This window comes from Aeromonas sp. FDAARGOS 1404, assembly GCF_019047085.1.
GTDB classification, from domain to species: Bacteria; Pseudomonadota; Gammaproteobacteria; order Enterobacterales; family Aeromonadaceae; genus Aeromonas; species Aeromonas veronii.
Genome location: NZ_CP077237.1, coordinates 373,092 through 396,139, shown reverse-complemented (window position 1 = coordinate 396,139; position 23,048 = coordinate 373,092). Strand labels below are relative to the sequence as shown.

Here is a 23,048-nt window from a genome sequence, read left to right as displayed (position 1 = left end):
CTCAACCTTGCAAATTGTGATCCCGATCGAGGGGTTGTTCGGAATATGTGATGAAAGCGTCATCATGGGGTTTTGCCACTGGCTTGGGAGGGATCTGCTGTTTAGTCTCTCGATAGCGACTGGAGGTACATGTATGAATCCCAAAGTGATGGCACGTCAGGCCAGATTGCTGCGCATGCTGGAGAGCAAGGAAGAGATCCGGATCGGACGCGAGCGCGACTGCCCGCTGCCGCTGGCCCAACTGGTCAAGCTGAAGGATAGCCATCCGGCTGTGGTCAAGGTCTATCGCCACGGTCTCACCGCCGAGGTGTTTCACCTCAAGGTGGAGGGGCATCACTGGTGCCTCAAGCGGCGCCGTCAGGATTCGCTGGTGGCCAACCTCGATGGCAAGACAGCCTTTCTGACCGAGCTGGAGCGGCGGCGCGAAATCGAGGCGCTGCGCGAGTTGCATCCTACTGTCCTCTCCCACGTGGTCTGCACCAGCTTTGGCTCGGCGCGGGCCGGGGTGCTGGTCTCCCCCTGGTTGCGGGGTGTGCCGATCCATCAGCTCAACGAACGCAATCTGGCCCAGATGCTGGAGGTGCAGGGGGAGCTGGCCCGCTGGGGCTGGTTTGACTGGGATCCGAGCCCGGGCAACCTGCTCGATGACGGCGAGCAGATCAGCGTGTTCGACTTTGGCTATATGTGGACCTTCGATCCCCGCTTTGAATACAACTCCAACGGTCTGGTCGACCCGCAGTTCCATGTGCCGGAGCGGCTGGAGACCCGCACCCTCTCCGGACTCTGGCTCGATGAGGCCGATCCTCTGCCGCAATTTCGCTACTGGCGCGAGCTTTGCCTGAAATGGGTCAAACGGGAGATCCACCACCTGATCCGTGAAGGGGCCAGTGCGCCCGTGCTGGCCCGCCTGCACGCCCTGCAAGGGGAGTGGAGCGCCGCGCTGGCGAGCGACGAGGCGCTGGTCGCCAACTGGTGGCGGGACATGTATCGCAGCCACCGGCTCGATGTGGCCGATGATCTGAGCGGCCAGAGCTGCGGCCCGCTCACCCTGCGTCGCCTCGACTGGTTGATGCAGGCGGTAACGGATCACTATCCGCTGCTGGTGGACAATCTCTCGCCTCAGGAGACTGAGTTGGGCCAGACCGGGCTGCTGGCCCGCTTGCAGCAGCTGCGCCGCGAAGCCGTCGCCTGCCAGTTGCCTGCCACCAGCCTTGCCTGAGCCGATACCTTTGCGGAGTACAAATGAACAGGGCGCCTTGCGGGCGCCCTGTTGCATGGTCTGGTTCGCCTCGCGGTGAGGGTCAGTCCAGCAACTCCTGATGGAGGCGGTTGACGATATTGCCCGCCTCGCTCTCCTTGACCAGGAAGCAGAGGTTGTGGGCGCTGGCGCCGTAGCAGATCATCCGGATGTTGTGCTCGCGCAGGGCGTCAAAGACCTGACTGCCCACCCCGTTCACTTCGCTCATCCGGTTGCCGATGAGTGCCACCAGTGCCAGACCGGTTTCCACCTCCACCTTGCAGAGTTGCCCCAGCTCGGCCAGTACCTTGTCGCTCAGGATCGGTTCGCCGTTACTCTGGCTGCCGGTGTGATCCAGCGTCAGTGACACGCTCACCTCCGACGTGGTGATGAGGTCGACCGAGATACGGTGACGGGCCAGAATGCCGAACACTTCGGCCAGGAAGCCGTAGGCGTGGAACATGTTGAGGCTGTGCAGGGTTACCAGCACCTGCTGGCGGCGCAGGGCGACGGCGCGAAACAGCGGGCTTGAATCTGTGCTGGCGCGGATCCAGGTACCACCGGCGGCAGGATCCTTGGCAGAGCCGACAAACACCGGAATATTCTGGCGCACCGCCGGTTGCAGGGTGGCGGGGTGCAGCACCTTGGCGCCGAAAGTGGCCATCTCGGCTGCTTCGACAAAGCTGATTTCGGGAATGGGGCGGGCGCGGGTGACGAGGCGCGGATCCGTGGTGTAGATGCCGGGCACATCGGTCCAGATCTCGATACTGGCGGCATCGAGTGCTTCGGCGAGCAGGGCCGCGCTGTAGTCAGAGCCGCCGCGCCCCAGCGTGGTGGTGCGGCCATCGCCATCGGCACCGATAAAGCCCTGGGTGATGATAAGGCTGTCGCCAAGCTGCGGGCCTAGCGTCTGCTGGCAGAGAGTACGGGTGGTGGCCAGGTCGACGGTGGCCTTGCCAAAGCGGCTGTCGGTGCGCATCAGCTGGCGCACATCCTGCCAGTGGGCCTTGACGCCGCGCTGGCGCAGCAGCTCGGTAAAGAGGCGGGTAGACATCAGCTCGCCGCAGGCGATGAGGCGATCGGCCAGCTCCGCATCGGTATGCTGGTGAGCTTGTTGGGCCATGAGGCGAATTTCGTCCAGCTGGCCATGAATGAGGGCGCTCACATCAACGGGGTTGCCGAGATCGGCCAGAATGGCCTGCTGGATCCCGGCCAGTTTGGCCAGCTGTTCGTCGCGGCCCGCCTCGTCCAGCTCCCCTTGTGCCAGAGCGACCAGCAGGTTGGTGACACCGGCGCTGGCGCTCAGTACCACCACCCGGGTGGCGGGATTGGCCAGCACGATATCGGCGCAGTGGTTCATGGCTGGGAAGTTGGCGACACTGGTTCCGCCAAACTTGGCGACATTGATCGGGCTCATTGCTTACTCCTGTCTTATTTTAAAATTCCGGTTCCATCGGGCAAAAAAAAGAGGAGGAGGCTGAAAATGGCAGGAATGAACGAAGCTATCCCGGCCAGAAGCACTCCACCTGCAGAGCCCATCCCGTACCGCCCCTGACAGAGCGCGGTGGGGGATGATCACTACCGATGACAACCCGGGGGATTCAGCCCCCGCAGCCGACGTTGAGGTTACCAGTCTCCTCACTCGTCTCGGCGCTGCTCCCCCTGACCCAAGTTCACCGGACGCTGGCGTCCTCCCTTGGGCTGCCTGGGCAGCGCTCCTCTTCTGGCTCCACCAGGGCGGTGGAGTGCATTTAGAAATACCCTGCGTTGGATTGCACTGTCAATCGAGTTTGTGAAAAAGTTCAAATTGTCGGCTAACTCAACACAGAATCAATGGCTTAGGCAATGGTCTTTGACAAAACCTTGGAACGGCGCTGCCAGTTGTAGAGACGCTGGCGCGCCACCGGCAGATCTTCCACTTCCAGCGGATCGAAGCCCCGCTCCCGGAACCAGTGGATGGAGCGGGTGGTGAGCACGAACAGGCGGCGAATGCCGAGCCGCTTGGCCCGCTCGGCCACCTTGGCCACCAGCTGATCTCCCCGGTTGGAGTTGCGATAGTCGGGGTGGATGGCGACGCAGGCCATCTCCGCCATCGCCTCTTCCATAAAGCAGTAGAGGGCCGCACAGCCGATGATGAGGCCATCGCGCTCGATGATGGTGAACTTGTCGATCTCCATCTCCAGCTGCTCGCGGGAGCGGCGCACCAGAATGCCTTCCTCCTCCAGCGGGCGGATCAGATCCAGAATGCCGCCGATATCTTCGATGGTGGCGGCGCGGGCCTGCTCGGCACTTTCCCGCACGATCTGGGTGCCGAGGCCGTCGCGGCTGAACAGCTCCTGCAGCATGGCGCCATCATCCTGATAGCTGACCAGATGGGAGCGGGGCACGCCGCCACGGCAGGAGGCAATGGCCGCACGCAGGTAGCGGGCGGTGCCGGACATCTCTTCGCCCGCCTGCTCCAGCTCCACCAGCAGCTCTTCGGCCTGTTCGGGGAAGAGCTCGGAGATGGCTTCGCCGCGTCTGTCCATCACCCCCTGGGTGCTGCTAAAGCAGATGAGCTTGTCCGCCTTGAGGTCGACCGCCACCCGGCGGGCTACCTCTTCCGAGCTCAGGTTAAAGCTCTCGCCGGTGACCGAGCAGCCGATGGGGGAGATAAGCACCAGACTCTTCTGGTCGAGCTGGCGAGTGATCCCCTCCACGTCGATGCGGCGCACCCGGCCGCTGTGGCAAAAGTCGATGCCATCATCCACCCCCAGCGGCTGTGCGGTGACAAAGTTGCCGCTCACCACGCTGATCCGCGCCCCCTGCATGGGGGTGTTGGCGAGCCCCATGGAGAGCTGGGCGGTGATGTCATATTGCAGGCCGCCACACACTTGCTTGATGATGGTGAAACTCTCGTCATCGGTGACCCGGATCCGCTTGTGATACTGGGCCTCGATACCGGCGCGGGCCAGCGCCTCATCGTTTTGCGGACGTGAACCAAACACCAGCACCAGGCGTATGCCCAGTGTCTGCAGCAGGGCGATATCGCTGACGATATTGGCGAAGTTGGGGTGGCAGATGGCTTCTCCGCCCATCATCAGCACAAAGGTGGCACCCCGATGCACATTGACATAGGGGGTGGATTGCCGGAAGGCATTGACCAGACTGGGTTCGCGTTCACGCACTTGATATTTCTTCCATAAAAAAACAGCGATTGGCTCAATATATGAAAATTAATTCACAAATCAAGACTAAATATTGATTTTGGCCGTTTCTGGTCTACGAGGGGCGGCTTGGCCGTGCGGATCGGGAAAGGATGGTTCGAAGCGCAGATGGCCGCTGGGGCGAGCGGGGAGGGGCCCGCCGGTTGATCCGGCGCGATAAACTGCTATCTTCGATGCTCCTTTTCGTCAGCTGTGTGATTTCACAGGGTTTTATACAAGGACAGAATTCATGGAACAGATTATTTCACCGGCAGATGCCCTGCCGGGACGACGCGAAGCGATGGTGATTGGTCAGCAGCATGCGGTGAATGGCAACCCGACCCAGGGCCCCTGGCCCGAGAACATGGAGATCGCCTGGTTTGGCATGGGCTGTTTCTGGGGCGTGGAGCGCCTGTTCTGGCAGCAGCCGGGCGTCTACTCCACCGCGGCCGGTTATCAGGGCGGTGTGACCCAGAATCCCACCTACAAAGAGGTGTGCAGCGGGCTGACCGGCCATGCCGAGACGGTGCAGGTGGTGTTTGATCCGGCGGTGACCAGCTATGGCGATCTGCTCAAATTGTTCTGGGAGCAGCACGATCCGGCGCAGGGGATGCGTCAGGGCGGGGACATTGGCACCCAGTATCGCTCGGTGATCTTCTATGGCGACGAGAGCCAGCAGATCATTGCCCAGCAGAGCATGGCGGCCTATCAGCAGGCGATGGCGGCAAGCGGCGACAGTCGTGCCATTACCACCCGCATTCTGCCGCTGGCGCCCTTCTACTATGCCGAGGATTACCATCAGCAATATCTGGAGAAAAACCCGGATGGTTACTGCGGATTGGGTGGCATTGGAGTCTGTTTGCCACCCAGCCTGAACCGCTGAACAGGTTTGTAGTCGATTTCTTAATAAAAGTGAAAATAAATGGTCGGAGGAGGGAACTTATTGCGACCAGTCGGGACTAACTAGGTAGCGTCCAGGGATCGGATGCAAAGTCCAGACACATTTCTTGCCTTGATAACCGCCTGATGAATGAACGCACTGGCGGGTTGAAAATGATAGCAAGCAGGGCTGCCCACCAAGGCGGCCCTTTTCCTTATCTGCTGTTCTGAAATCTTGCGTTGGGCGGGAAAACCGGACGGCAGATCAGCCGATGGCGCTGTCGAACAGGTTCTTGATGAGATCGATAAACTCGATGAGGAAGGATTTCTGTTCCGGGGTCGGGGCGCGCAGCCAGACGGCGGAGAGCACCTCTTCCAGATCGGCGACCACGGCGTCGGCCTCCTGCATGATAGCGAAACGCACCTTGGGATCGAGCTGGGGGTTTTGCTCGCAAATGGCCATCAGGTTGCTGGCAACACGGCCACTGACCAGATCTTCGATGGTCTCTTCACCATCGTTCTGCTGTTGGGATTCAAACAGTCCCAAACTCTCCACCAGATACTCGATCAGCGAGATATAGCCTTCACTTTCTACCACCATGGTTGCTGCCTCAATACAGTAACAATACGAAAATTAAGCGTATTTTAGTGGCTTGCCCTAGCTTGGCAAGCAGCAGTGCAGGCGATGGCGAGTAAAACTGACTCCGCCCCGCTCCACGCACTCCAGCCCGGTCAACGTAAAGCCATGTCGTAAAAATAGCTCATAACTGAAGGCGCTGGCCTCGGTGGTGATGAGGGTCATACCGAGCCCTCTGGCCCCCGCGAGCGCCGTGGTGAGCAGCAGATTGCCCAGTCCCTGGCGCTGATGGTCGGCGCTCACATAGAGCAGGCTGAGGTGGCCATCGGGGCTCAGAGTGACAAAACCGAGGGGCACATTTGCCAGCTCCGCTACCCAGCCGTGGTGTTCACGCAGCTGGCTGACAAAGCCCGGATGTTGTGAACCGAGGGCCCACTGCTCCACCTGCTCGGCGCTGTAGTGCTCGGGGCCGCAGCGTCGCACCGCCTGCTCAAACAGGCTCACGAGGGCGGGGATATGTGCCTCACCAAGGGGGACAATACAAAGTGCTGGACTAAGTGCTGGGGTCATAAGGTTGGATCGTCAGTGGGGGAGAGGGGGCGCTGCGCCTGTGGCCGTTTGGCTTTGGGCAGACCCGCGACAACCCGCTCATAGGAGTGGTGCACCCAGCCCTGCCACAGATCATCTGGCAAGGTGCTGTTCAGGATCACTGTGTTCCAGTGTTGCTTGTTCATATGCCAGCCCGGTTTGACCTCGGGGTGGATCTCGCGCAGCAGCAACGCCAGCTCGGGCTCGCATTTGAGGTTGATGGTGAGCGGCTCGGCCTGCCAATCCACCAGCGCGAACATCTTGCCCGCGATGCGGTAGACCAGGATCTCCGGGCCAAACGGGGTATCTTCGGTGGCGCCCGGCAGGGTCAGCAGAAAGTGGCGCAAACGGGTCAAATCCATGGAAAGTTCTCGCGCAAGGGGTGATCCGGGTCATGTCAGGCGCATATCTATCGGCGGGCCTGTTCTGTTAATATGCGCGCAGCCGAGTATACCCCCCATCACCAAGGGAGCCTATTGGATGTTGTATCACAAGACTTTCGAACTGGGTCCCGAGCGGGATTGGGTGGTGTTTGTCCACGGCGCCGGTGGCAGCTCCTCCATCTGGTTCAAGCAGCTGCGCGCCTATCGCGAGCACTTCAACGTGCTGCTGCTGGACTTGCGCGGCCACGGCCAGTCTCACCAGCTGCAACAGGTGGTCAAGGGCCACTACAGCTTTCGGGAAGTGACCGAAGATATCGTTCGGCTGCTCGATCATCTCGATATCCGCCGCGCCCACTTTGTCGGCATCTCCCTTGGCACCATCCTTATTCGCCATCTGGCCGAGCTCTGCCCGGAGCGGGTCAAAAGCATGGTACTGGGGGGCGCCATCTTGCGGCTCGATATCCGCTCGCGGGTGCTGGTGCAGCTGGGCCGACTCGGCCAGCACTTCCTGCCCTATATGTGGCTCTACCGGCTGTTTGCCTTCATCATCATGCCGCGCCAGCACCATCAGGAGTCGCGCAACCTCTTTGTGCGCGAGGCCCGCAAGCTCTGCCAGAAGGAGTTCAAGCGCTGGTTCCGCCTCGCCACCGAGGTTAACCCGCTGATGCGCTACTTCCGCGAGCGCTCCCTGCCCATTCCCACCCTCTATGTGATGGGGGAGGAGGATCATATGTTTCTGGCGCCGGTACGCGAACAGGTAGCCCGCGATGCCAGCTCTTCGCTGGCGGTGATCGAGCAGTGCGGCCATGTCTGCAATGTGGAGCAGCCGGAGCAGTTTAATCGTACTACCTTGGATTTTATTACTCGCCAAGTTGGTGTTGCTAACCCGTAATTGCCGTGCACTTGTATGGCTTATCGCCGCATTTTCACTACCTGCGTTGGCGGTGAAATAAATAAGCCCCTGACAGAAAAAGTCTATTAGGGCCTTATTTTAATGCAATATATGCAGGACAAACTAGGAGCTAGCTCTATCTTTTGATCTAGCTATGTAGTTCATGCCTGTTAGTTCTGATTTCAAAAACTCATCATCCAATAGCTGCAGAAAATTAGAACAGCGTGATATGCTATTCAAGTCAAACTGACTACCATCTTCTGTTAATTTTAGCTTCTCTTTATAGAAGGGTTTGCTCATGGCAAACGAGATAATTTCTTCATTAGATAAATTTTGTTCTATTACTGCTGAGTTTTTAAAAACCTTGACAAATTTTCTGGCGAAGTTAATTTCCTTGTTAATTTGTTTGTTAAACTTTTCTAGATTTTCGACAAGACCGCGCGATTCAATACTTGTATAGTATTGTGCTGCCTTGGCATGGATGATTTTGTCAAATCCTAACTCTCTCTCAAATGCTCTAACATCGTTAATTAAATAGTTCTGTCCAATTTTGGCAAAGATAAAGTTGCTATTTAGTCTCAAAACATCATCTGTCATTTTTACGACGCGGGTCTCATGAGTTGTAAAGAAAACTCCTTTCCCCGAAGTCCATAGAGATGTTCTATGTATGTACTGATAAAATGAGACTACTTTCCCATCACTTCCTTTAAGTCTTATGACAACAGCTTTAATACTTGACAGACCTTTACTTCTAACTTGGTACTTGCCAATTATTTTATTGGCTTGCATCTCATTAACTTTATCTAAATACTTAAATTCATGAATTTGGTCATCAAAATCAAAATAGTAAAGCGCATGTTTTCTTTCGTCGGCATTAGATAAATTTGGAATTGAGAATTTTTCGTTATCAGTGAATTGTTTTTTCAGGTCACTGACAAAACTAACCATAAACTCATCCAGCCCCTCACTTTCAATATCAGAGTCATAAAGTTCATTATTGTCATCATCAATAAAGAAAACCTTAATCCCTGAGCATGTGTCTAGAATGCTCTTCATGTCACTTTTAATATCATCTCTAGTCATTATTTATTTTCCTAGCAAAGCAAACATCTTCTGAGATAAATTTATAGGCAATGTTCTGCCCTTTTCTTAAGTCATGTTTTGTTAATACGATTACGGAATGGTAATGGTTGACATGATCTGCTAACGTGGCCCTGTATAGTTTGTATCCATAAATAGATAGCGTAGGATTTGTATAATATTTATCTGTTCTAACAAAGATGATACCAATTACAATTAATAAAAATAAATAAGCAAGCAACTTGAATGGAGAGTCAAAGTTTAGTCCTGCAAACGGAACAATATATGTCGCTAAAAAGCTTAAATGTTCATAATTTTCACTTTTACAATCAATGACTAATAAGCTGTCACTAGCACTTCCATTAAGCTCAAAGTCGAATTCACGTCTTAAAAACTCGCAGTATGCAATGAGAGCCAGCATTAATATAGGAAGCCAATTCGACAAGGCATAATATATAATAATATTATGTTTTAGCTCACTATCCGAAGATGGAGGCTTTATATTAATGGAAAGGAAAATTACCATGACAAATAAAAACATAAGTGAAAGAATGTAAAGTTTTATTTTCTCCTTAGTATTCATATTCAGCCCCTAAATCATTACTTAACATTATCCAACTGTTATTAGTAATAAGTTTTCCATCAAATGAATCCCTACCGCACGGAGTTGCAGCTCCCCGAGCACAGCGTTTGACCAGATTGGACGTTGATCAAATATCGGCTTACCTCGGCTGCCTTTGGGGCTATGAGTGCCGGATGAGAAAGATATCAAACGACGATCAATTTAAGTGAGTAAAAAGTTAGTTATCGCTCGGATTTTGAAAGGTTTTTTGACAAGGATCAGACTTGAGCCAAGTTGGCTGCGGGTTGGGTGGGTGAGGGTGTTCGATAAATAAACAGATAAGGCATCCTTGGCTACTGGCGCCAAGTGACAGAAATGGCTGGGCAATATCACGGTTATGCCCTGTTATAAGGGCTATGGGGTTCGGGTCATCGAGCAGACCGGCCACGTTTGTCGAGGGTGTTCAGTAGCCGGTCATCTCCAGATAGCCGACCCCCTTGGCATCCCCCGAGACAGAGACAGCTCCCTCCCAGTAGTCAAAGCGACCTGTCATGGCCTGATTGGGCTGACGGGCTTTGATGGTGAGGCTCATTCCGGCGGCGTTTAGCTGCCACTCGACGGGGTAATCCTGCCCCTTGGGGCCGCGCCAGGTGTTGCTCGGCGTAAGGCGAATCGCGTCGGGGGCGAGCACCCGGCTGCTGCCATCCCGCTCAATCAAGATACCGTAGCGGTTTTCTGGCTCAGTGCGTCCCGGCTTGGTGCGCAGGCGAAACAGCATCAGCTCGCGGCCATCGGCCAGTTGCAGCGAAAACCAGTCCCAACCCGATTGCCACTCCGCCAATACCGAGCTGCTCCACTCGTGATCAAACCAGCCTTGTCCGGTGACGGTGCGGGTTTCGCCATCGCGAGTCAGGGTGCCGCGAAGAGTGAGGCGCGGGTAGGAGTAGTAAAAGGAGGCGTTGCCCGGGCTCTTCTCGCTGTAACCGGCCTTGCCTTGCAGCGCCAGCGGCTTGGCGGCAGTGACGGTGAGGTTCAGCTCGCCAATCTTGCTCTGTACCTTGAGGGTGGCGGGGAAGAGCGCAGCCCCTTGCGAGGCAAGCCGCCACTCCCTGAGCCAATATTGGCCGCCGCTGGCCCCCGCCAGTCCCGGCCCCTGCCGACTGGCCCGCTCATCTTGCTGGTGGCTGCCACGATCGAGATCGGTGATGGCAAACTGGGCCAGCCAGAGCTGGGGGGTGAGCCAAGGGTTGCTGGAGCGGATCTCTTGCTCGATACCCTGCCGAAACAGAGTCCACTGCATGCCATATTCGCGCCCCTGTTCATCCTTGAGATTGCCGGTGAGATACCACCACTCGGAGCGGTAATCGGGGTGGGCAGCGTGATCCTCCGGCAATTGGATGGTTTGCCCCGGCTGCACCTTTTTAAAGCTGTCGCTGCCGCCGCCGAGCAGGACACCCAGATCGCTGGCTTGCGCGCTGTCGATCATGGCAATCAGCGGGAGCAAGAGGGCGGCGAGCCACAGGGGCCGTAAGGAGGACAAGCTCCCCCTCACCCTGGCCCTCTCCCGAAGGGAGAGGGGATGGTTCGATGTCGCACTGTGCTCTTCTCTGCGCTGACAAATGGGCGGAGAGAGGGACGTGGTTAATGGGAACTTCAAGCCATGATTGAGCCAGTGTGCTAACCGATATGTCATACCACTCTCCTTGCCGCATACCAGGATGCCAGTGCGCCACATACCGGCGCCAGCAACAGGGCGGTGACCGCATGAAGGGGGGCGGCCTCGAAGGCGAGGCGCCAACCAAAGGCGCGTGGGTTGACCACCTCGATCAGCACCCAGGCGAGGCCATACCCCACCGGCAGGGCCAGCAGGGCGGTGAGCAGCCCCAATCCCGCCCCTTGCCACACCAGCAGCTGGCGGCAGTGACGGGGGCTCAAGCCCAGACTCTGCAAGGTCTGCAGCTCGCCACGGCGTGCCAGCCCCAGCACCATAAAAGCCGAGCCGATCCCGACAAAGGCGATCCCCAGGATCAGCAGCTTCAATAGCTCGGTCACCACAAAGGTCTGGTCAAACACCTTGAGCGCCGCGCTGTGGATGGCGGGGGCGGAGAGCAGATTGAGCTGCGTGCCAAAGCGCTCGCGCAGACGGTCGGCCAGCTGCTCGGGGTCGTTGCTAAAGAGGGCGAGGGATTGCACCGCCCCCGCCTCGAAGGCGTGCAGGATCTGTCCCTTGTCGCTGCCGTAATCCTGATAGACGCCGGTGACGGTGAGCTGCCTTGGCCCCTGCTCGCCGCTGATCGCCAATGTCTGGCCCACCTTGACCCCGAGGCGCACCGTCAGCGGTTCGCTCGCCAGCACTTCGTCGGGGCGGGTGGGCCAGCGTCCGGCCAGCAGCGGATAGGACGCTTTAAGCTGGGGGATAAAGTCCATCTGCGCCCACTCGATGGGCTGCCCCTGCCAGCGGGCAGGATGCACCGAACGGCGCGAGGCGGCGCTCACCAGCGGGTTGGCGAGCAGGGTCTCGAGGGTGGCTTCGTTCAAGGTACCCTTGTTGCCCGCCACCCCCTTGGGGGCGGTGACATAGAGATCGGCGGCCAGACGCTGGCCGAGCCAGATCTCCACGCTGGAGCGAAAGCTCGACACCATGACCCCGATGCCGATGGCCGCCGCGATGGCCAGTTGCAATGCCATCACCGCGATGGCGGTGCGATCGAGATGATAGAGGGTCTCGGCCACCCCGAGCCGGGCGGTGAGGGGGCCGCCCGCGCGCCGTCGCAGCCAGCCAAGCAGGGCGCGCAGGGCATCGGGCAGCCAGAGCGCCATGGCCAGCAGCCAGCCGCCGGCGATAAAGAGGGCGCCGGTCAAACCCGTTTGCGGTAGCCACAGGCAGAGGGCGCACAGCAGCAAGATGGCGATGGCCAGCACGCGCCGTCGCCACGGGTGAGCGGGGGGACGGCTGCTCCCGGCTCGCAGTTCGAGGGGGGATTGGCGCAGCAGTTGCCACCAGCCGGGCAGGTTGGCGGCCAGCGTGCCGAGCAGCCCGATCAACAGTGCCTTGAGCAGGCTCACAGGGGAGAGGCGCAACAGGTCGATGGGGTTGGGCCCATAGAGATCGGCCAGCGCCTGGGTCAGTTGCCCCATCAGGGCCAGCGCCAACAGGCTGCCGAGCAGCACCCCTAGCAGGGTGCCGATGGTGGCAAGAATAAGCAGCTCCAGAATGAGCCAGCGCAGCACCCGACTCGGCCCCATTCCCAGAATGATCAACTGGGCCAGCTGGGGGCGGCGCACGCTCTGGACAAATCGCTGGGCGTTGAACACCAGAAACAATCCCACCGCCATAGCGAGCAATGAGAGCGCCGTCAGGTTAAGGGCCAGCGCATCGCCAAGCTGGCCGGCATCAAGTGCCGGGCTGATGGGCTCAAGCCACAAGGGCTGGTTCGGGTAATCGGTTTGCAGGGTGGCCTGCAGGGCACGAGCCTCGGCGTCGCTTAGCTTGAAGACGATGCGATCGAGCCGACCCGCTTTATCCAGCAGCGGCTGGGCGAGGCCGATGTCGGTGAGCAGCAGTCGCTCCATGGGCACGGCGCCCGGTTCAAACGTGCCCGCCAGCGTCAGGGTCAGGGGTCGGGCGCTGGCGCCATCGCTGCCGCCCAATACAAAAAGGCGGCTCTGGCCCGCTTGCCAGCCAAGGCGCTGCGCTTCGGGGGCCGCCAACCAGATGCTGTCGGCACGGGTTAAGGAGAACGCGGGTTCGCTCGCGGGTTGGGCGCCAAACAGCTGGCGCAGGGGGCTGGGGTTGAAGAGATCCATCCCAAGCAGTTGAAAGCTGCGCCCCTCTTCATCCTTGAGCCAGCCATGGATCTGGGGCATGGCATCGAGGGCGGGTTGGCTGGTCACCAGTTGCACATAAAGCTGTTCATCCAGCCCGCCAGCGGGGGCCAGCCGGTAGTTGGCTTCCCCTGCCAGCTGACTGCGGGCAGCGACAAAATTGGTGCGGGCACTGTGATTGAGCAGCTCGATGGCCACCACCAGCGATACTCCCAATACCAGCCCGGCCAGACTCATCAACAGCAACCAGGGGTGGCTGCGATAGAGGCGCAGCAGCGCTTTGAGTGGCAGCATCAGCGTGCTCCCGGCAGACGCAGTCGCCGTTTAGTCATGACGGGGCCCCTTGAGCTCGATAAGTTGGCCCCCTTCAAGACGCAGCACTCTGTCGGCCAAGGCCGCATAGGCGGGGTTGTGGCTCACCAGCAGCAAGCCTGCGCCAGTGTCGCGCACCGCCGCTACCATCAACGCCATCACCTGTTCGGCATTGTGCTCATCGAGGCTGCCGGTGGGCTCGTCGGCGAGCAGCCACTGGGGCTGATGGATGAGGGCGCGGGCCAGCGCTACCCGCTGGCGCTGACCGCCGGAGAGCTGCTCCGGCCAGGCATGGCGCTTATGGCTCATATCGAGCCGATGCAGCAACTGGTCAATCTTTGTCTCATCCGGTGGCAGCCCGTTGATCGCGAGCGGCAGGGCCAGATTCTCGGCCACGTTGAGGGTCGGCAGCAGGTTGAAATCCTGATAGACGATGCCGAAATGGCGGCCCCGCAGGCGCGCCCGCTCGTCGGGGGATCGGGTGTCGATCCGGGTCTCCCCCAGCCAGATCTCCCCCTCGTCCGGTGCAATCAGCCCGGCGATCAGATTGAGCAGGGTGGACTTGCCACAGCCGCTTTGGCCCAGCAGCAGGGTGATCTCGCCAGCGGGGAGGGCGAGATCGAGATGGTGGAACAGCGGCAGTCGTTCACTGCCGTTATCGAAGCTCTTGCAGAGGTTGCGCAGTGTCAGCATGGGATAACCGTTTGATGGTCAATGGCTTTCATCATGCTTGGTACGCTAGCACGGCCAGCATTGATCAACACCCCTTACGGTTGATCAAGAGTGCCAGTTAGTGATCAAGGCGGCAAAAGAGCAGTGGATCCTCGCTGGATCCCGCTTGCCCGAGGTGGTTAGAATAGGGGCTTCCATGGGTCACAGGATGAGCAAGGATGTTACACAAGCAAGTCAGTTTTATCATCGATAGCAAGGGCAACAAGCAGGCTGCCGTCGTCCCCATCGAGATCTACAACGAGCTGATGACCCTGCAAAAGGCACTCTCCGACAACCGGCCGGGGGAGCGCGAGCTCTACCACTTCAACGGCAAAGGGGCCGAGGCCCATGGTTATCCGGTGGGCAAGCGGCAAAATCCGGGCTTTATGGTGCTGGCTGGTTCCACCGCCAATGGCGAGGATGCCGCCTCCCTGCGTGAAGCGGTGATCGAGCTGCGTCACGAACTGCTGGAAAAGGGGGTCATAGTGCCCCGCAGTCAGGGCGGCTTTGTCTTTACCGCCGATCAGCTGTTCAACAGCCCGAGTCTGGCCGCCAGTCTGGTGGCGGGTAATAACCGCAGCGGTCTGGATGCCTGGCAAAACAGCGCAGGCTATACCCTCAAGCAGTCGGGTTTTGGCAAGAAATAATCCCGCGTTTCGACAGCAAACCAATTAAGCGTTAATTGACCTGGATGAATTTTTCTTTTCATCCAGGTGCTAGCATCATTGCCAGACGGTTCTAAAAGGAAGAGACCATGTCTGCGCTCACCCCTGTTATTTTGCTGCTGTCCCTGTTTATCCCTCCCGCCCATGCCAGTAGTGGCCCTGTTCTGTTGACATCCTCCTCAATCGGACTTTTTTGTGTCGGATTGTTTGTGTTGGCCTACGCCCTGGTGATGGCTGAAGAGTATCTGCAACTGCGCAAGTCCAAACCTGTGCTGGTGGCCGCCGGGGTGATCTGGATCCTGATCGGTATCGCCTATGCACAGCAGGGGATGAGCCCTGTCGCCGAGCAGGCATTTCGCCATACCCTGCTGGAATATGCCGAGTTGATGCTGTTCCTGCTGGTGGCGATGACCTATATCAACGCCATGGAGGACCGGCGGCTGTTCGATGCCCTGCGCGCCTGGCTGGTGCGATCCGGTTTTCACTTGCGCACCCTGTTCTGGTTGACTGGCGGGTTGGCATTTTGCATCTCGCCGGTGGCAGACAACCTGACCACTGCGCTCTTGATGTGCGCCGTGGTGTTGAAGGTGGCCAACGGTGATCGGCGTTTTGTCAATCTTGCCTGCATCAACATAGTGATCGCCGCCAACGCCGGAGGGGCGTTCAGTCCCTTTGGCGATATCACCACCCTGATGGTGTGGCAGGCGGGCAAGGTGCAATTTGGCCAGTTCTTCACCCTGCTGATCCCCTCCCTGCTCAATTTTCTGGTGCCCGCCATCCTGATGAGCCTGATGGTGCCGCGCCATGTGCCGGAGGCTGATAACGAGGTGGTCGATCTCAAGCGGGGAGCCCGCCGCATCGTCGCACTGTTCTTGCTGACCATCATCACGGCGGTGCTATGCCACAGTTTCCTCCACCTGCCACCCGTACTGGGCATGATGCTGGGGCTCGGTTATCTGCAGTTTTTCGGGTTTTATCTGCGCAAGTCGTTACCGCGATCCCTTGCCCGCAAGCGTGCGCTCTATGAACGCAATGGTGATGAGGTACGGTTGCGCAGTCTGGGTTCTGTGGTGCCATTTGATGTGTTCAACAAGGTGGCCAAGGCGGAGTGGGATACCCTGCTCTTCTTCTACGGGGTGGTGATGTGTGTCGGTGGGCTGGGCTTTATGGGCTATCTGGAGCTGGTATCACACTGGCTGTATGACGCTGGGGATCCCACCATGGCCAATATCTTCATCGGGGTCTTGTCCTCCGTCATCGACAACATTCCCGTGATGTTTGCCGTGCTGTCGATGAACCCGGATATGGCGCTGGGACAGTGGCTGCTGGTGACCCTGACCGCCGGAGTGGGCGGCAGCCTGCTCTCCATCGGCTCTGCGGCCGGGGTGGCCCTGATGGGACAGGCCCACGGCATGTATACCTTCTTTGGCCACCTGAAGTGGCTGCCTGCCATCTTGCTCGGTTATCTGGTGAGCATAGGGGCGCACCTCTGGCTCAACAGTGCCCAGTTCTGAACGTCTGGCCGCCAGTACGAAAAGAGGCTTCCGTTGACGGAAGCCTCTTTCGTTTTTCTGACAGGAGGGAGGGGGTTCAATCGCCTCGCTTGCCTGTCAGCAGCCAGTAACTCAGGGTGGAGCCCACGCCGCAGCAGGCGATGGCAATGGCCATGGGCAGCGGCGAGTGGGGCGGATTGAGGTTGACCAGAATGCCGACCAGGGCGCCGATGCCAAAGCGCAGGGTGCCCGCCAGTGCCGATGCGGTGCCCGCAGATTGCGGGAAGTGGCCCATCAGGCCGGTCATGGCGTTAGCGCCCACCAGACTGATATGGCCGACAAACAGTACCACCGGAATGACGATGCCCCACAGACCGCCGGTCTGGCTCCAGGCGTTGTAGACCAGCAGGGCGCCCGCGCAGGGCAGCACCAGCAGGCCGTATTGCAGCATTCGCTCAGCGCCCACTCCTTTGACCAGTCGGCTGTTGACGAAGGTGACCACCATCATCAGCAGAATATTGAGGCCAAACAGCCAGCCGTAGTGCTCGGTCGGCACCTTGAAATACTCGATATAGACGTAAGGGGAGCCGCTCAGGAAAGCGAACATGCCGGAGCTGGAGAGGGAGCCGCACAGCACGTAACCCATGGCGCCGCGATGGGAGAGCACCCCCCAGTAGTTCTTGAGGATCTGGCCAAGATTAAGGGGTTGGCGATGTTCAGGTTTCAGGGTCTCCTGAATTTTCCACTGCATCACCAGACAGATCAGCAAGCTGATCCCCACCAGCAGCCAGAAGATCACCCGCCAGTCGGCGTGGGCACTGATATAGCCGCCCACCACAGGGGCCACCAGCGGCGCCAGCGTCATCACCAGAATGACGAACGACATGGCGCGGGAAAACGCATCCTTCTCGAACAGATCGCGCAGCAGGGCATTGACCACCACAGAGCCCGCCGCACCGCCCGCTGCCTGCAACATCCGATAGGCCAGCAATTCAGGTAGGGAGTCCGCCATGGCGCAACCCACCGAGGCGATGGCAAACATCACCAGCCCCGCCAGGATCACCGGCTTGCGGCCATAGCTGTCGGCCAGCGGGCCGTAGAAGAGTTGGCCGATGGCAAAGCCGCCCAGAAAGGCGCTGATGGTGAGCTGGGCGCCGTCGATGCTGGTGGCCAGATCCCGGGCAATGGCCGGAATGGCGGGCAGATACATATCCACCGCCAGCGGAGTCAGACCCGCCAGAGCGCCGAGCAGGATAAACAGGAAACGGGGGGAGAGGGCGGCAGCCTGAGCTGTTGGCGATTGGGGCATAGGGTATCCGCTGGTGAACCTTGGTTGAAAAAGGGAGAAGGGCGAGTCTATCAGGTTTGCCACCGCTCGGCATGACGTTCCTGCCCCCTCAAAAGGGGGAGGTGCCCGGCGGCTCAGCCACCTTGGGGTGCACGCTTGCGGTCATGCGGGCGCGCTGCGCGGATCACCCCCCCCAGCCAGAGCAGCCAGGCCAGCGACGAGATGGCGTACCCGAGCCGCTCCGGCCAGCGGGCGGTGAGGGTAAATGTGAGGCTGTGTTGTCCGGCGGGCACCCAGACCTGCACCAGCCCGTTGCGGGTGCTGCTGACGCTAAGGGGCAGATGCTGGTCGAGCCTTGCCTGCCAGCCCGGGTAATCAAACTGGTGCAGGATCAGTTTGGCGGGCGCCGGGGCATCCACTGTCAATTCGATATGACGAGGCTGCCAGCGCTGGATCTGCCACTTCACCCCCTGATGGTCACTGGTGATGGCGGGCTGGAATTCCTCTTTCCAGGCCAGGAGGGTGGGGGCAAACATGCCGCGTGGCACCTGCTTTGGACGGTATTCGCGGGCGCTGCGCTTGCTGTCGAACTCCCCGTCGAGCTGACTCTTTACGGGAGCCTGGGTGAGCGGCGCCTCGAGTACATAGAGCCCCTGCGAGAGCAGAGTGAGGGCAAGCAGTAGCCACCAGACCCACTGCCACGGGCGATAGGTGGGGGTACCCAGCGCCACCACGGCGACGGTAGCGATGACCAGCAGCAGATTGAGGCGCCAGGGAAATTGCACCAGTTGCAACGGTGTGAGAAGGCGCCACAGGGGCTCGCTTGGTGGCAGCATCATCAGAAAGCTCAGGGTGCCAATGACCCCCCAGAGCAGCAACTCGGGATGGCGCGGCTCGCGGGCGGCAGCCCAAGCTACCAACAGCAGAGCCAGGGTGAGCAGCGTCAGCCAGGCGAGATGGCCGCGAAAGCGCCAGTCATCACGGCTTTGGGGCAAACGATCGAGAAAGTTGCGCTGAAATTCGAACATGCCAGTGCGCATCTGCTCCATGGAGATCCCCCCCTGATCCAACAGGGCGGGCAGCAGCAACAGGCTGGCCATCGCCAACCCCCAGAGCTGGCCCAGCAGGGTGCCGATAAGCGGGGAGGCGGTGACAGGGACACTGACAAGCGCTGTGCTCCCCTTGTAGCGCCAGACTAGCAGCAGGCTGCGCAGGGTGAGCAAGCCCAGAATGAGCAGGGTGCTTGGTAGATGGGAAAGCGTCAGCATGGAGACGGCCAGTGCGAGCAGCAGTAGCGCAAAGGGGGCGCGGCGGCAGAGGCGATCCTGCGCCAGCAGTGCCAGCGGTGCCCAGACGAAGGCCCAGCTCTCCGCCAGGGCAAAGCGGGCGTAGATATCGATGGCCAGATGATAGGGCAGCGCCATATAGAGCAGACTGGCCGCCAGCGCCCGTCCGTGGCCGGCAAAGGGGCGCAACCAGAGATAGGCAAACAGGCCGGAGAGCCAGAGTGCCACGCTGCTGCTCCAGAGCAGCGGCGTCATCGCCTCGTGGGCCAGTGGGGTGGGGCCGGCGAACAGGGCGCTCACATAGTAGGGCAAGGGGGGATAGAAGAAAAAGACCGGGCTGCCAAAGGCGCCGTTCATCTCCATCAACCAGCGCGGATAGAGCTCACCTTGCCACAGTTGCACGGCAAAGAAGTGACCGGAGAGCAGGTGGTGAAACAGATCATGGCCTTGGCTACCGCCGCGCAGCCAGAATGGCAGCAACAGGAGGGCACAGGCCCCGGTCAGCACCGACAAAACCCACAGCCACTCTCTGGTTACACGCATAAGGAGACTCGTCTGTTATGGATGCGCAGTGAGTGTACCCGAGTTATACCCCTCTTTTTTAGTTGCCCAGGCGGTTTTTTGTGCTCTTTCTGTGTTTCTTGTCACTTTCCCTATGAGGTGTCTGCAGCGAGGGAATGGCGAGCCAGAGTCCGGGCTCGGCGGCAAAGCGTGGGGCAAACCAGTGCTGGCGCACCGCGGTGGGCATTTCGTTCGCGGCGATGGGGCGGCGACTGAGACGGCAGGCTCCCTGAGAGAGCGCCAGCGCCGCATCCCCCTTGTACCAGCCATCGGTGACGGCCAAGGCCGTGGTCTCCCGCAGCAGCCGCACGCCCCACTGGGTCACCAGTGCCGGGCACGCTTTTTCTGCCAGTTTTGCCGCCTGCACCATGGCGGGCGGACGGGGCAGGGTGAAGGTCGCGCCGAGCAGCAGCAATCCGGCCACCGCGACCACCTCCTCACCACGGCGCGGCAGCCAACCTGCCAGCAGCACGATACCGAGCAGGGTGATGGGGGCCAGATGGCGGGGATTGTCGGGATTCTGGCCAAACAGGGTCCAGAGCAGCAGGGCGAGCCAGTAGAGTGTCCAGAGCGGGTGGAGGGCGGCAGGGTGGTTTTTTGATCTTTGCCAAAGCGGCAGTACCAGCAGAGCCCCAACAGCCAAGGGCCAGAGCGGGGTGAGCTGATCGTTGAAGGTGCGGGCCCAGCTGAGCAGCCGATCGCCATGGGCCGCTGCCGTGTTGCCCCACAGGGTAAAGTGGCCGTCGGTAAAGCGCCGCCCCTCGCTGAAATAGGCCCAGCCATCGGCTTGCCAGACAAAGAGCAGGCTGATAAGCCCCACCAGCATGATGGGGAGCACAAATCTGATGCGTGTTCCCTTTTGCGCCATCCCCAGCCACAGGGGCAGCAGGGCCAACACGAAGTATGAAGGGCGCAGGGCCAGCATAAGGCCCAACGACAGGCCCGCCAGTGCAATTCTGCGCTGCTGCAAGGCCAGTAGCGACCCGAGCCAGGCGGCAAGCGCGGGTCCATCCGAAAGGCCGGATAGCGCCAGCGTCGGGGTGAGCGGCAGTGCCAGCACCAGCAACCAAACCGGCACCAGCAGGCTTGGCCGTTGCCACAGCTTCACCGCCAGCAAGGCAGCGAGCGGCGCCAGCAAACTGCTACCCAAGAGGCTTGCCCACTGCACCGCGCGTGCCGGATCGTCTACCGCCAGATTGATCAGCCGCGCCAGCCAGATAAAGGCGGGGTAGCCCGGAAAGTGGGGGGAGAACTCCAGCACGCTAAAGCGCGTCACCCCGTGGGCAAAATTGAGAGCATCGTCGGAATCGAGGGAGACCGGGAAGGCCAGCAGCCAGCCGAGCCAGGCCAGTTGCAGCAGGATCAGTAACAGGAGCAGTAAGTTGGGGCGATTAGCGAAGCGTAATCGACCGTGGTGACGCCCCCCTTCTCCCCTTGCGGGAGAAGGGTTGGGGATGAGGGGGGCCGTCGTCATCGATGAGAGGCCATCAAAGCGGTGCCAGTATGGCCATCAGCGCTTTTTCTGCATCGCTAAAGGCGGCGGCATCGGCGGGCTTGGCGCCCACCCCGAATACCCCCGGGTTACCGATGGCATCCAGCACCTTGGCCAGCGCCTGCTCGGCCGCCTTGCGATCCCCTTCACTGAGTGATGGGAGGATCAGATCGAGGAAGCGCTTGCTCTTGACCACCAGCACCTTGGCGGTCTGGTAGTCGCCAAGATTCTGGCTGGCCCCTTCGAGGCGGCGCTCGATCTCCGCCTTGTAGGCGCGGTTGAGCAGGGCGGCGGTGGCTGCGGCATCTTTGGCCTTGATGGCGGCGGCCAGCGGCCCTTGCAGTTCCACCTTGTGGTGCTGCTCCAGATAGGTCAGTTCGTCGGCAATCTCGCTCAAGGTGGCGCTGGCATCCTTGCCGCCAGTGGCGGCGCCAAGCAGCGCTTCGCGGGCGTCGATCAGCGGCTCCTTGCCGGCGGCGGCGTAGGAGTAAGCCTGCGCCTGCCCGCTCAGGGCCAGCAGCAGGGTGAGGGCGAGTAAACCCGGGCGGATGGTCATCCTGTTCTCCTTACTTATGCCAATGGCGCGGCCATCAGGCCACGCTCTGGGTTTCGATCACGGTGTTTTCGTTGCGATGGTTAAAGATGGCATGGCGTCTGTCCACCCCGTCGATCACCATGTCGGCCGCCATCATCCCCATCTCCATGGCGGTGTCGGTGAAGATGTAGCGGAATGTCCCCTGACGGCCGGTCATGATGAGGTTGCCAATCGGCATCAGCGCCTTGATGGCTTCGTTGCGGCGCGCCTGATAGCCCAAATCCATCAATGGATAGGCGTATTCGCTGCGGGCCTCGAAGGTCTCATCGCCAAGCTTCTGGGTATCGACGCCAAGGCTCGCCAGATCGGCGGTGACCCGACCGCGCAGATCAGAGAGCGGCGCCTGCCAAGTGGTATCCCCGGGGTTGCAGGGGATCTCCAGCATCACCGAGGTCTGGCCCTGGGGCGCCATAAAGGGGCTGCGGCGGCGCGGCTCCTGCAGGCGGGTCGCCAGAATATGGGGGTCGGAGAGGTATTGCCAGGTGTTGTCCGACAGGTTCTCTGTTTTAAGCGGCATATTGACGAAGCGAAGCGACCGGTAGTGCAGATCGCACGGCAAGCCCAGATGCTGGCAGGTGAGCGGCAGCGGCAGTGTGGAGATCACCTGATCAAAGCGCTCGCTCTGCTCAACGTCATCTTGTTTCCAATACACCCGTTCGATGCGGCCATCGGCTTGCTCAAGGCGGGTGATGGTGGCGCCGGTTTTGAGCTCCACGCCCTCTGCCACCAGCCGCTCCCCCAGGGTGGTGAAGATCTGGCCGAAGCCATATTTGGGATAGCGGTATTTGCGGGCATAGGTGCGTACCGAGATACTGCCGTTACGTCTTGGCAGCAGGCGGCGCGCCACGTCTTTCAAATCGATGAGGCTGATACGTTGACCGGCCCAGTCGGCGGAGAGCTGGTCCGGGTTGATGCCCCACAGCTTGCCGGTGTAGCCCTCGAAGAACTGGCGATAGAGGGTGCGGCCAAAGTGGCTCTGGATCCACTCGGCAAAGCTCGCCTTGGCAAAATCGTCCGGCTTCTTGCTAAAGGGCAACAGCAGCAAGTCTTTTACCGCACCGGCCATCAGGGCCAGCGGCGCCATTTTGAGCAGGTTGGGCAGGTTCAAGGGGTAGTCATAGGTGCGCCCGCCAAAGCGGATGACGCTCTTGCGCTCGGCGTGGAGCAGGTCGTCCCCCATCAGCTCGTCGATAAAGGCGAGCAGCTCGGGGTTTTTGGTGATAAAGCGGTGACCGCCGTAGTCAAAGCGATACTCCCCATCGCGCCCCTTGAAGGTCTGGGTGGCGCACATGCCGCCGACCACCGGCTCCTGCTCGAACAGGGTGACGGCAAAACCGGCGCGGCACAGGCGCCAGGCCGCCATCAAACCGGCGGGGCCAGCGCCCAGCACTGCAATGCTTTTCTTGTTGTTATCGCTCATGACCTATTCCGAAACTG

General features: G+C 59.8%; 20 protein-coding genes and 1 riboswitch. Of the genes, 5 read left to right on the top strand and 15 right to left on the bottom strand.

The genetic code is table 11. The annotated features are described in order from the left end of the window. Positions 1 to 133: 133 nt before the first annotated feature. Positions 134 to 1,219 carry a hypothetical protein gene (locus I6L34_RS01740; RefSeq protein ID WP_216955457.1) on the top strand — a complete coding sequence of 362 codons (1,086 nt, stop codon included), beginning with the start codon at positions 134 to 136 and terminating at the stop codon, positions 1,217 to 1,219. An 82-nt stretch (positions 1,220 to 1,301) separates the two neighbouring features. On the opposite strand, the gene lysC is transcribed toward I6L34_RS01740, so the two are convergent. Together lysC and argA are read right to left on the bottom strand one after the other, a co-directional pair. After that, positions 1,302 to 2,654, bottom strand: coding sequence for a lysine-sensitive aspartokinase 3 (lysC, locus tag I6L34_RS01735; protein ID WP_047438909.1), 1,353 nt, complete (start codon positions 2,652 to 2,654; stop codon positions 1,302 to 1,304). 90 nt (positions 2,655 to 2,744) lie between these two features. Continuing rightward, positions 2,745 to 2,968: riboswitch (Lysine riboswitch) on the bottom strand. A 107-nt stretch (positions 2,969 to 3,075) separates the two neighbouring features. Beyond that, on the bottom strand, positions 3,076 to 4,404 hold the full coding sequence (gene argA, locus I6L34_RS01730) for an amino-acid N-acetyltransferase (protein WP_005345063.1): 1,329 nt from the start codon (positions 4,402 to 4,404) through the stop codon (positions 3,076 to 3,078). A 268-nt stretch (positions 4,405 to 4,672) separates the two neighbouring features. Between argA and msrA the strand changes: the two genes are divergently transcribed. Then, complete coding sequence (msrA, locus tag I6L34_RS01725; protein ID WP_216955455.1) at positions 4,673 to 5,305, top strand: peptide-methionine (S)-S-oxide reductase MsrA; 633 nt, start codon at positions 4,673 to 4,675, stop codon at positions 5,303 to 5,305. Between the two features lie 261 nt (positions 5,306 to 5,566). Here msrA and I6L34_RS01720 read toward each other — a convergent pair whose 3' ends face one another. From I6L34_RS01720 to I6L34_RS01710, 3 genes are read right to left on the bottom strand one after another with little or no spacing between them, the layout of a single operon-like run. Next, complete coding sequence (locus I6L34_RS01720; protein WP_216955453.1) at positions 5,567 to 5,902, bottom strand: DUF3802 family protein; 336 nt, start codon at positions 5,900 to 5,902, stop codon at positions 5,567 to 5,569. 57 nt (positions 5,903 to 5,959) lie between these two features. Then, positions 5,960 to 6,448 carry a GNAT family N-acetyltransferase gene (locus I6L34_RS01715; protein ID WP_216955450.1) on the bottom strand — a complete coding sequence of 163 codons (489 nt, stop codon included), beginning with the start codon at positions 6,446 to 6,448 and terminating at the stop codon, positions 5,960 to 5,962. Next, positions 6,445 to 6,828 (bottom strand): MmcQ/YjbR family DNA-binding protein, encoded by a 384-nt coding sequence (locus I6L34_RS01710; protein ID WP_216955448.1) that lies wholly within the window; start codon positions 6,826 to 6,828, stop codon positions 6,445 to 6,447. Before I6L34_RS01710 ends, I6L34_RS01715 begins: the two co-directional genes overlap by 4 nt. 118 nt (positions 6,829 to 6,946) lie before the next feature. On the opposite strand from I6L34_RS01710, the gene I6L34_RS01705 reads away from it, so the two are divergent. Beyond that, positions 6,947 to 7,741, top strand: a complete 795-nt coding sequence (locus tag I6L34_RS01705) for an alpha/beta fold hydrolase (protein ID WP_047438899.1) — start codon at positions 6,947 to 6,949, stop codon at positions 7,739 to 7,741. A gap of 123 nt (positions 7,742 to 7,864) precedes the next feature. On the opposite strand, the gene kwaB is transcribed toward I6L34_RS01705, so the two are convergent. From kwaB to I6L34_RS01680, 5 genes are all read right to left on the bottom strand, one after another. Beyond that, positions 7,865 to 8,824 carry an anti-phage protein KwaB gene (gene kwaB / locus I6L34_RS01700; protein WP_201908860.1) on the bottom strand — a complete coding sequence of 320 codons (960 nt, stop codon included), beginning with the start codon at positions 8,822 to 8,824 and terminating at the stop codon, positions 7,865 to 7,867. Further along, positions 8,817 to 9,404 (bottom strand): anti-phage protein KwaA, encoded by a 588-nt coding sequence (kwaA, locus tag I6L34_RS01695; RefSeq protein WP_216955445.1) that lies wholly within the window; start codon positions 9,402 to 9,404, stop codon positions 8,817 to 8,819. Before kwaA ends, kwaB begins: the two co-directional genes overlap by 8 nt. Positions 9,405 to 9,846: 442 nt before the next feature. Beyond that, entirely contained in the window at positions 9,847 to 10,887 is a 1,041-nt protein-coding gene (locus tag I6L34_RS01690) for a lipocalin-like domain-containing protein (protein WP_216956850.1), read from the bottom strand. Between the two features lie 185 nt (positions 10,888 to 11,072). Next, on the bottom strand, positions 11,073 to 13,502 hold the full coding sequence (locus tag I6L34_RS01685) for an FtsX-like permease family protein (RefSeq protein WP_216955443.1): 2,430 nt from the start codon (positions 13,500 to 13,502) through the stop codon (positions 11,073 to 11,075). Between the two features lie 30 nt (positions 13,503 to 13,532). Beyond that, entirely contained in the window at positions 13,533 to 14,213 is a 681-nt protein-coding gene (locus I6L34_RS01680; protein ID WP_005361261.1) for an ABC transporter ATP-binding protein, read from the bottom strand. A gap of 197 nt (positions 14,214 to 14,410) precedes the next feature. Between I6L34_RS01680 and I6L34_RS01675 the strand changes: the two genes are divergently transcribed. After that, positions 14,411 to 14,878, top strand: coding sequence for a DUF4357 domain-containing protein (locus I6L34_RS01675; protein WP_005333716.1), 468 nt, complete (start codon positions 14,411 to 14,413; stop codon positions 14,876 to 14,878). 107 nt (positions 14,879 to 14,985) lie between these two features. Then, positions 14,986 to 16,410: a sodium:proton antiporter NhaD gene (gene nhaD / locus I6L34_RS01670; protein WP_058060016.1), complete on the top strand. Its 1,425-nt coding sequence runs from the start codon at positions 14,986 to 14,988 to the stop codon at positions 16,408 to 16,410. A 76-nt stretch (positions 16,411 to 16,486) separates the two neighbouring features. Here nhaD and I6L34_RS01665 read toward each other — a convergent pair whose 3' ends face one another. The 5 genes from I6L34_RS01665 to I6L34_RS01645 form a co-directional block, all read right to left on the bottom strand. Beyond that, positions 16,487 to 17,698: a Bcr/CflA family multidrug efflux MFS transporter gene (locus tag I6L34_RS01665; protein WP_042055658.1), complete on the bottom strand. Its 1,212-nt coding sequence runs from the start codon at positions 17,696 to 17,698 to the stop codon at positions 16,487 to 16,489. A gap of 113 nt (positions 17,699 to 17,811) precedes the next feature. Next, positions 17,812 to 19,506 (bottom strand): hypothetical protein, encoded by a 1,695-nt coding sequence (locus I6L34_RS01660; protein ID WP_216955441.1) that lies wholly within the window; start codon positions 19,504 to 19,506, stop codon positions 17,812 to 17,814. Positions 19,507 to 19,564: 58 nt separating this feature from the next. Beyond that, complete coding sequence (locus tag I6L34_RS01655; RefSeq protein WP_254202917.1) at positions 19,565 to 20,998, bottom strand: hypothetical protein; 1,434 nt, start codon at positions 20,996 to 20,998, stop codon at positions 19,565 to 19,567. A 13-nt stretch (positions 20,999 to 21,011) separates the two neighbouring features. Next, positions 21,012 to 21,572: a hypothetical protein gene (locus I6L34_RS01650; RefSeq protein WP_216955439.1), complete on the bottom strand. Its 561-nt coding sequence runs from the start codon at positions 21,570 to 21,572 to the stop codon at positions 21,012 to 21,014. A gap of 34 nt (positions 21,573 to 21,606) precedes the next feature. Next, complete coding sequence (locus tag I6L34_RS01645; protein ID WP_216955437.1) at positions 21,607 to 23,031, bottom strand: NAD(P)/FAD-dependent oxidoreductase; 1,425 nt, start codon at positions 23,029 to 23,031, stop codon at positions 21,607 to 21,609. Positions 23,032 to 23,048: the final 17 nt, after the last annotated feature.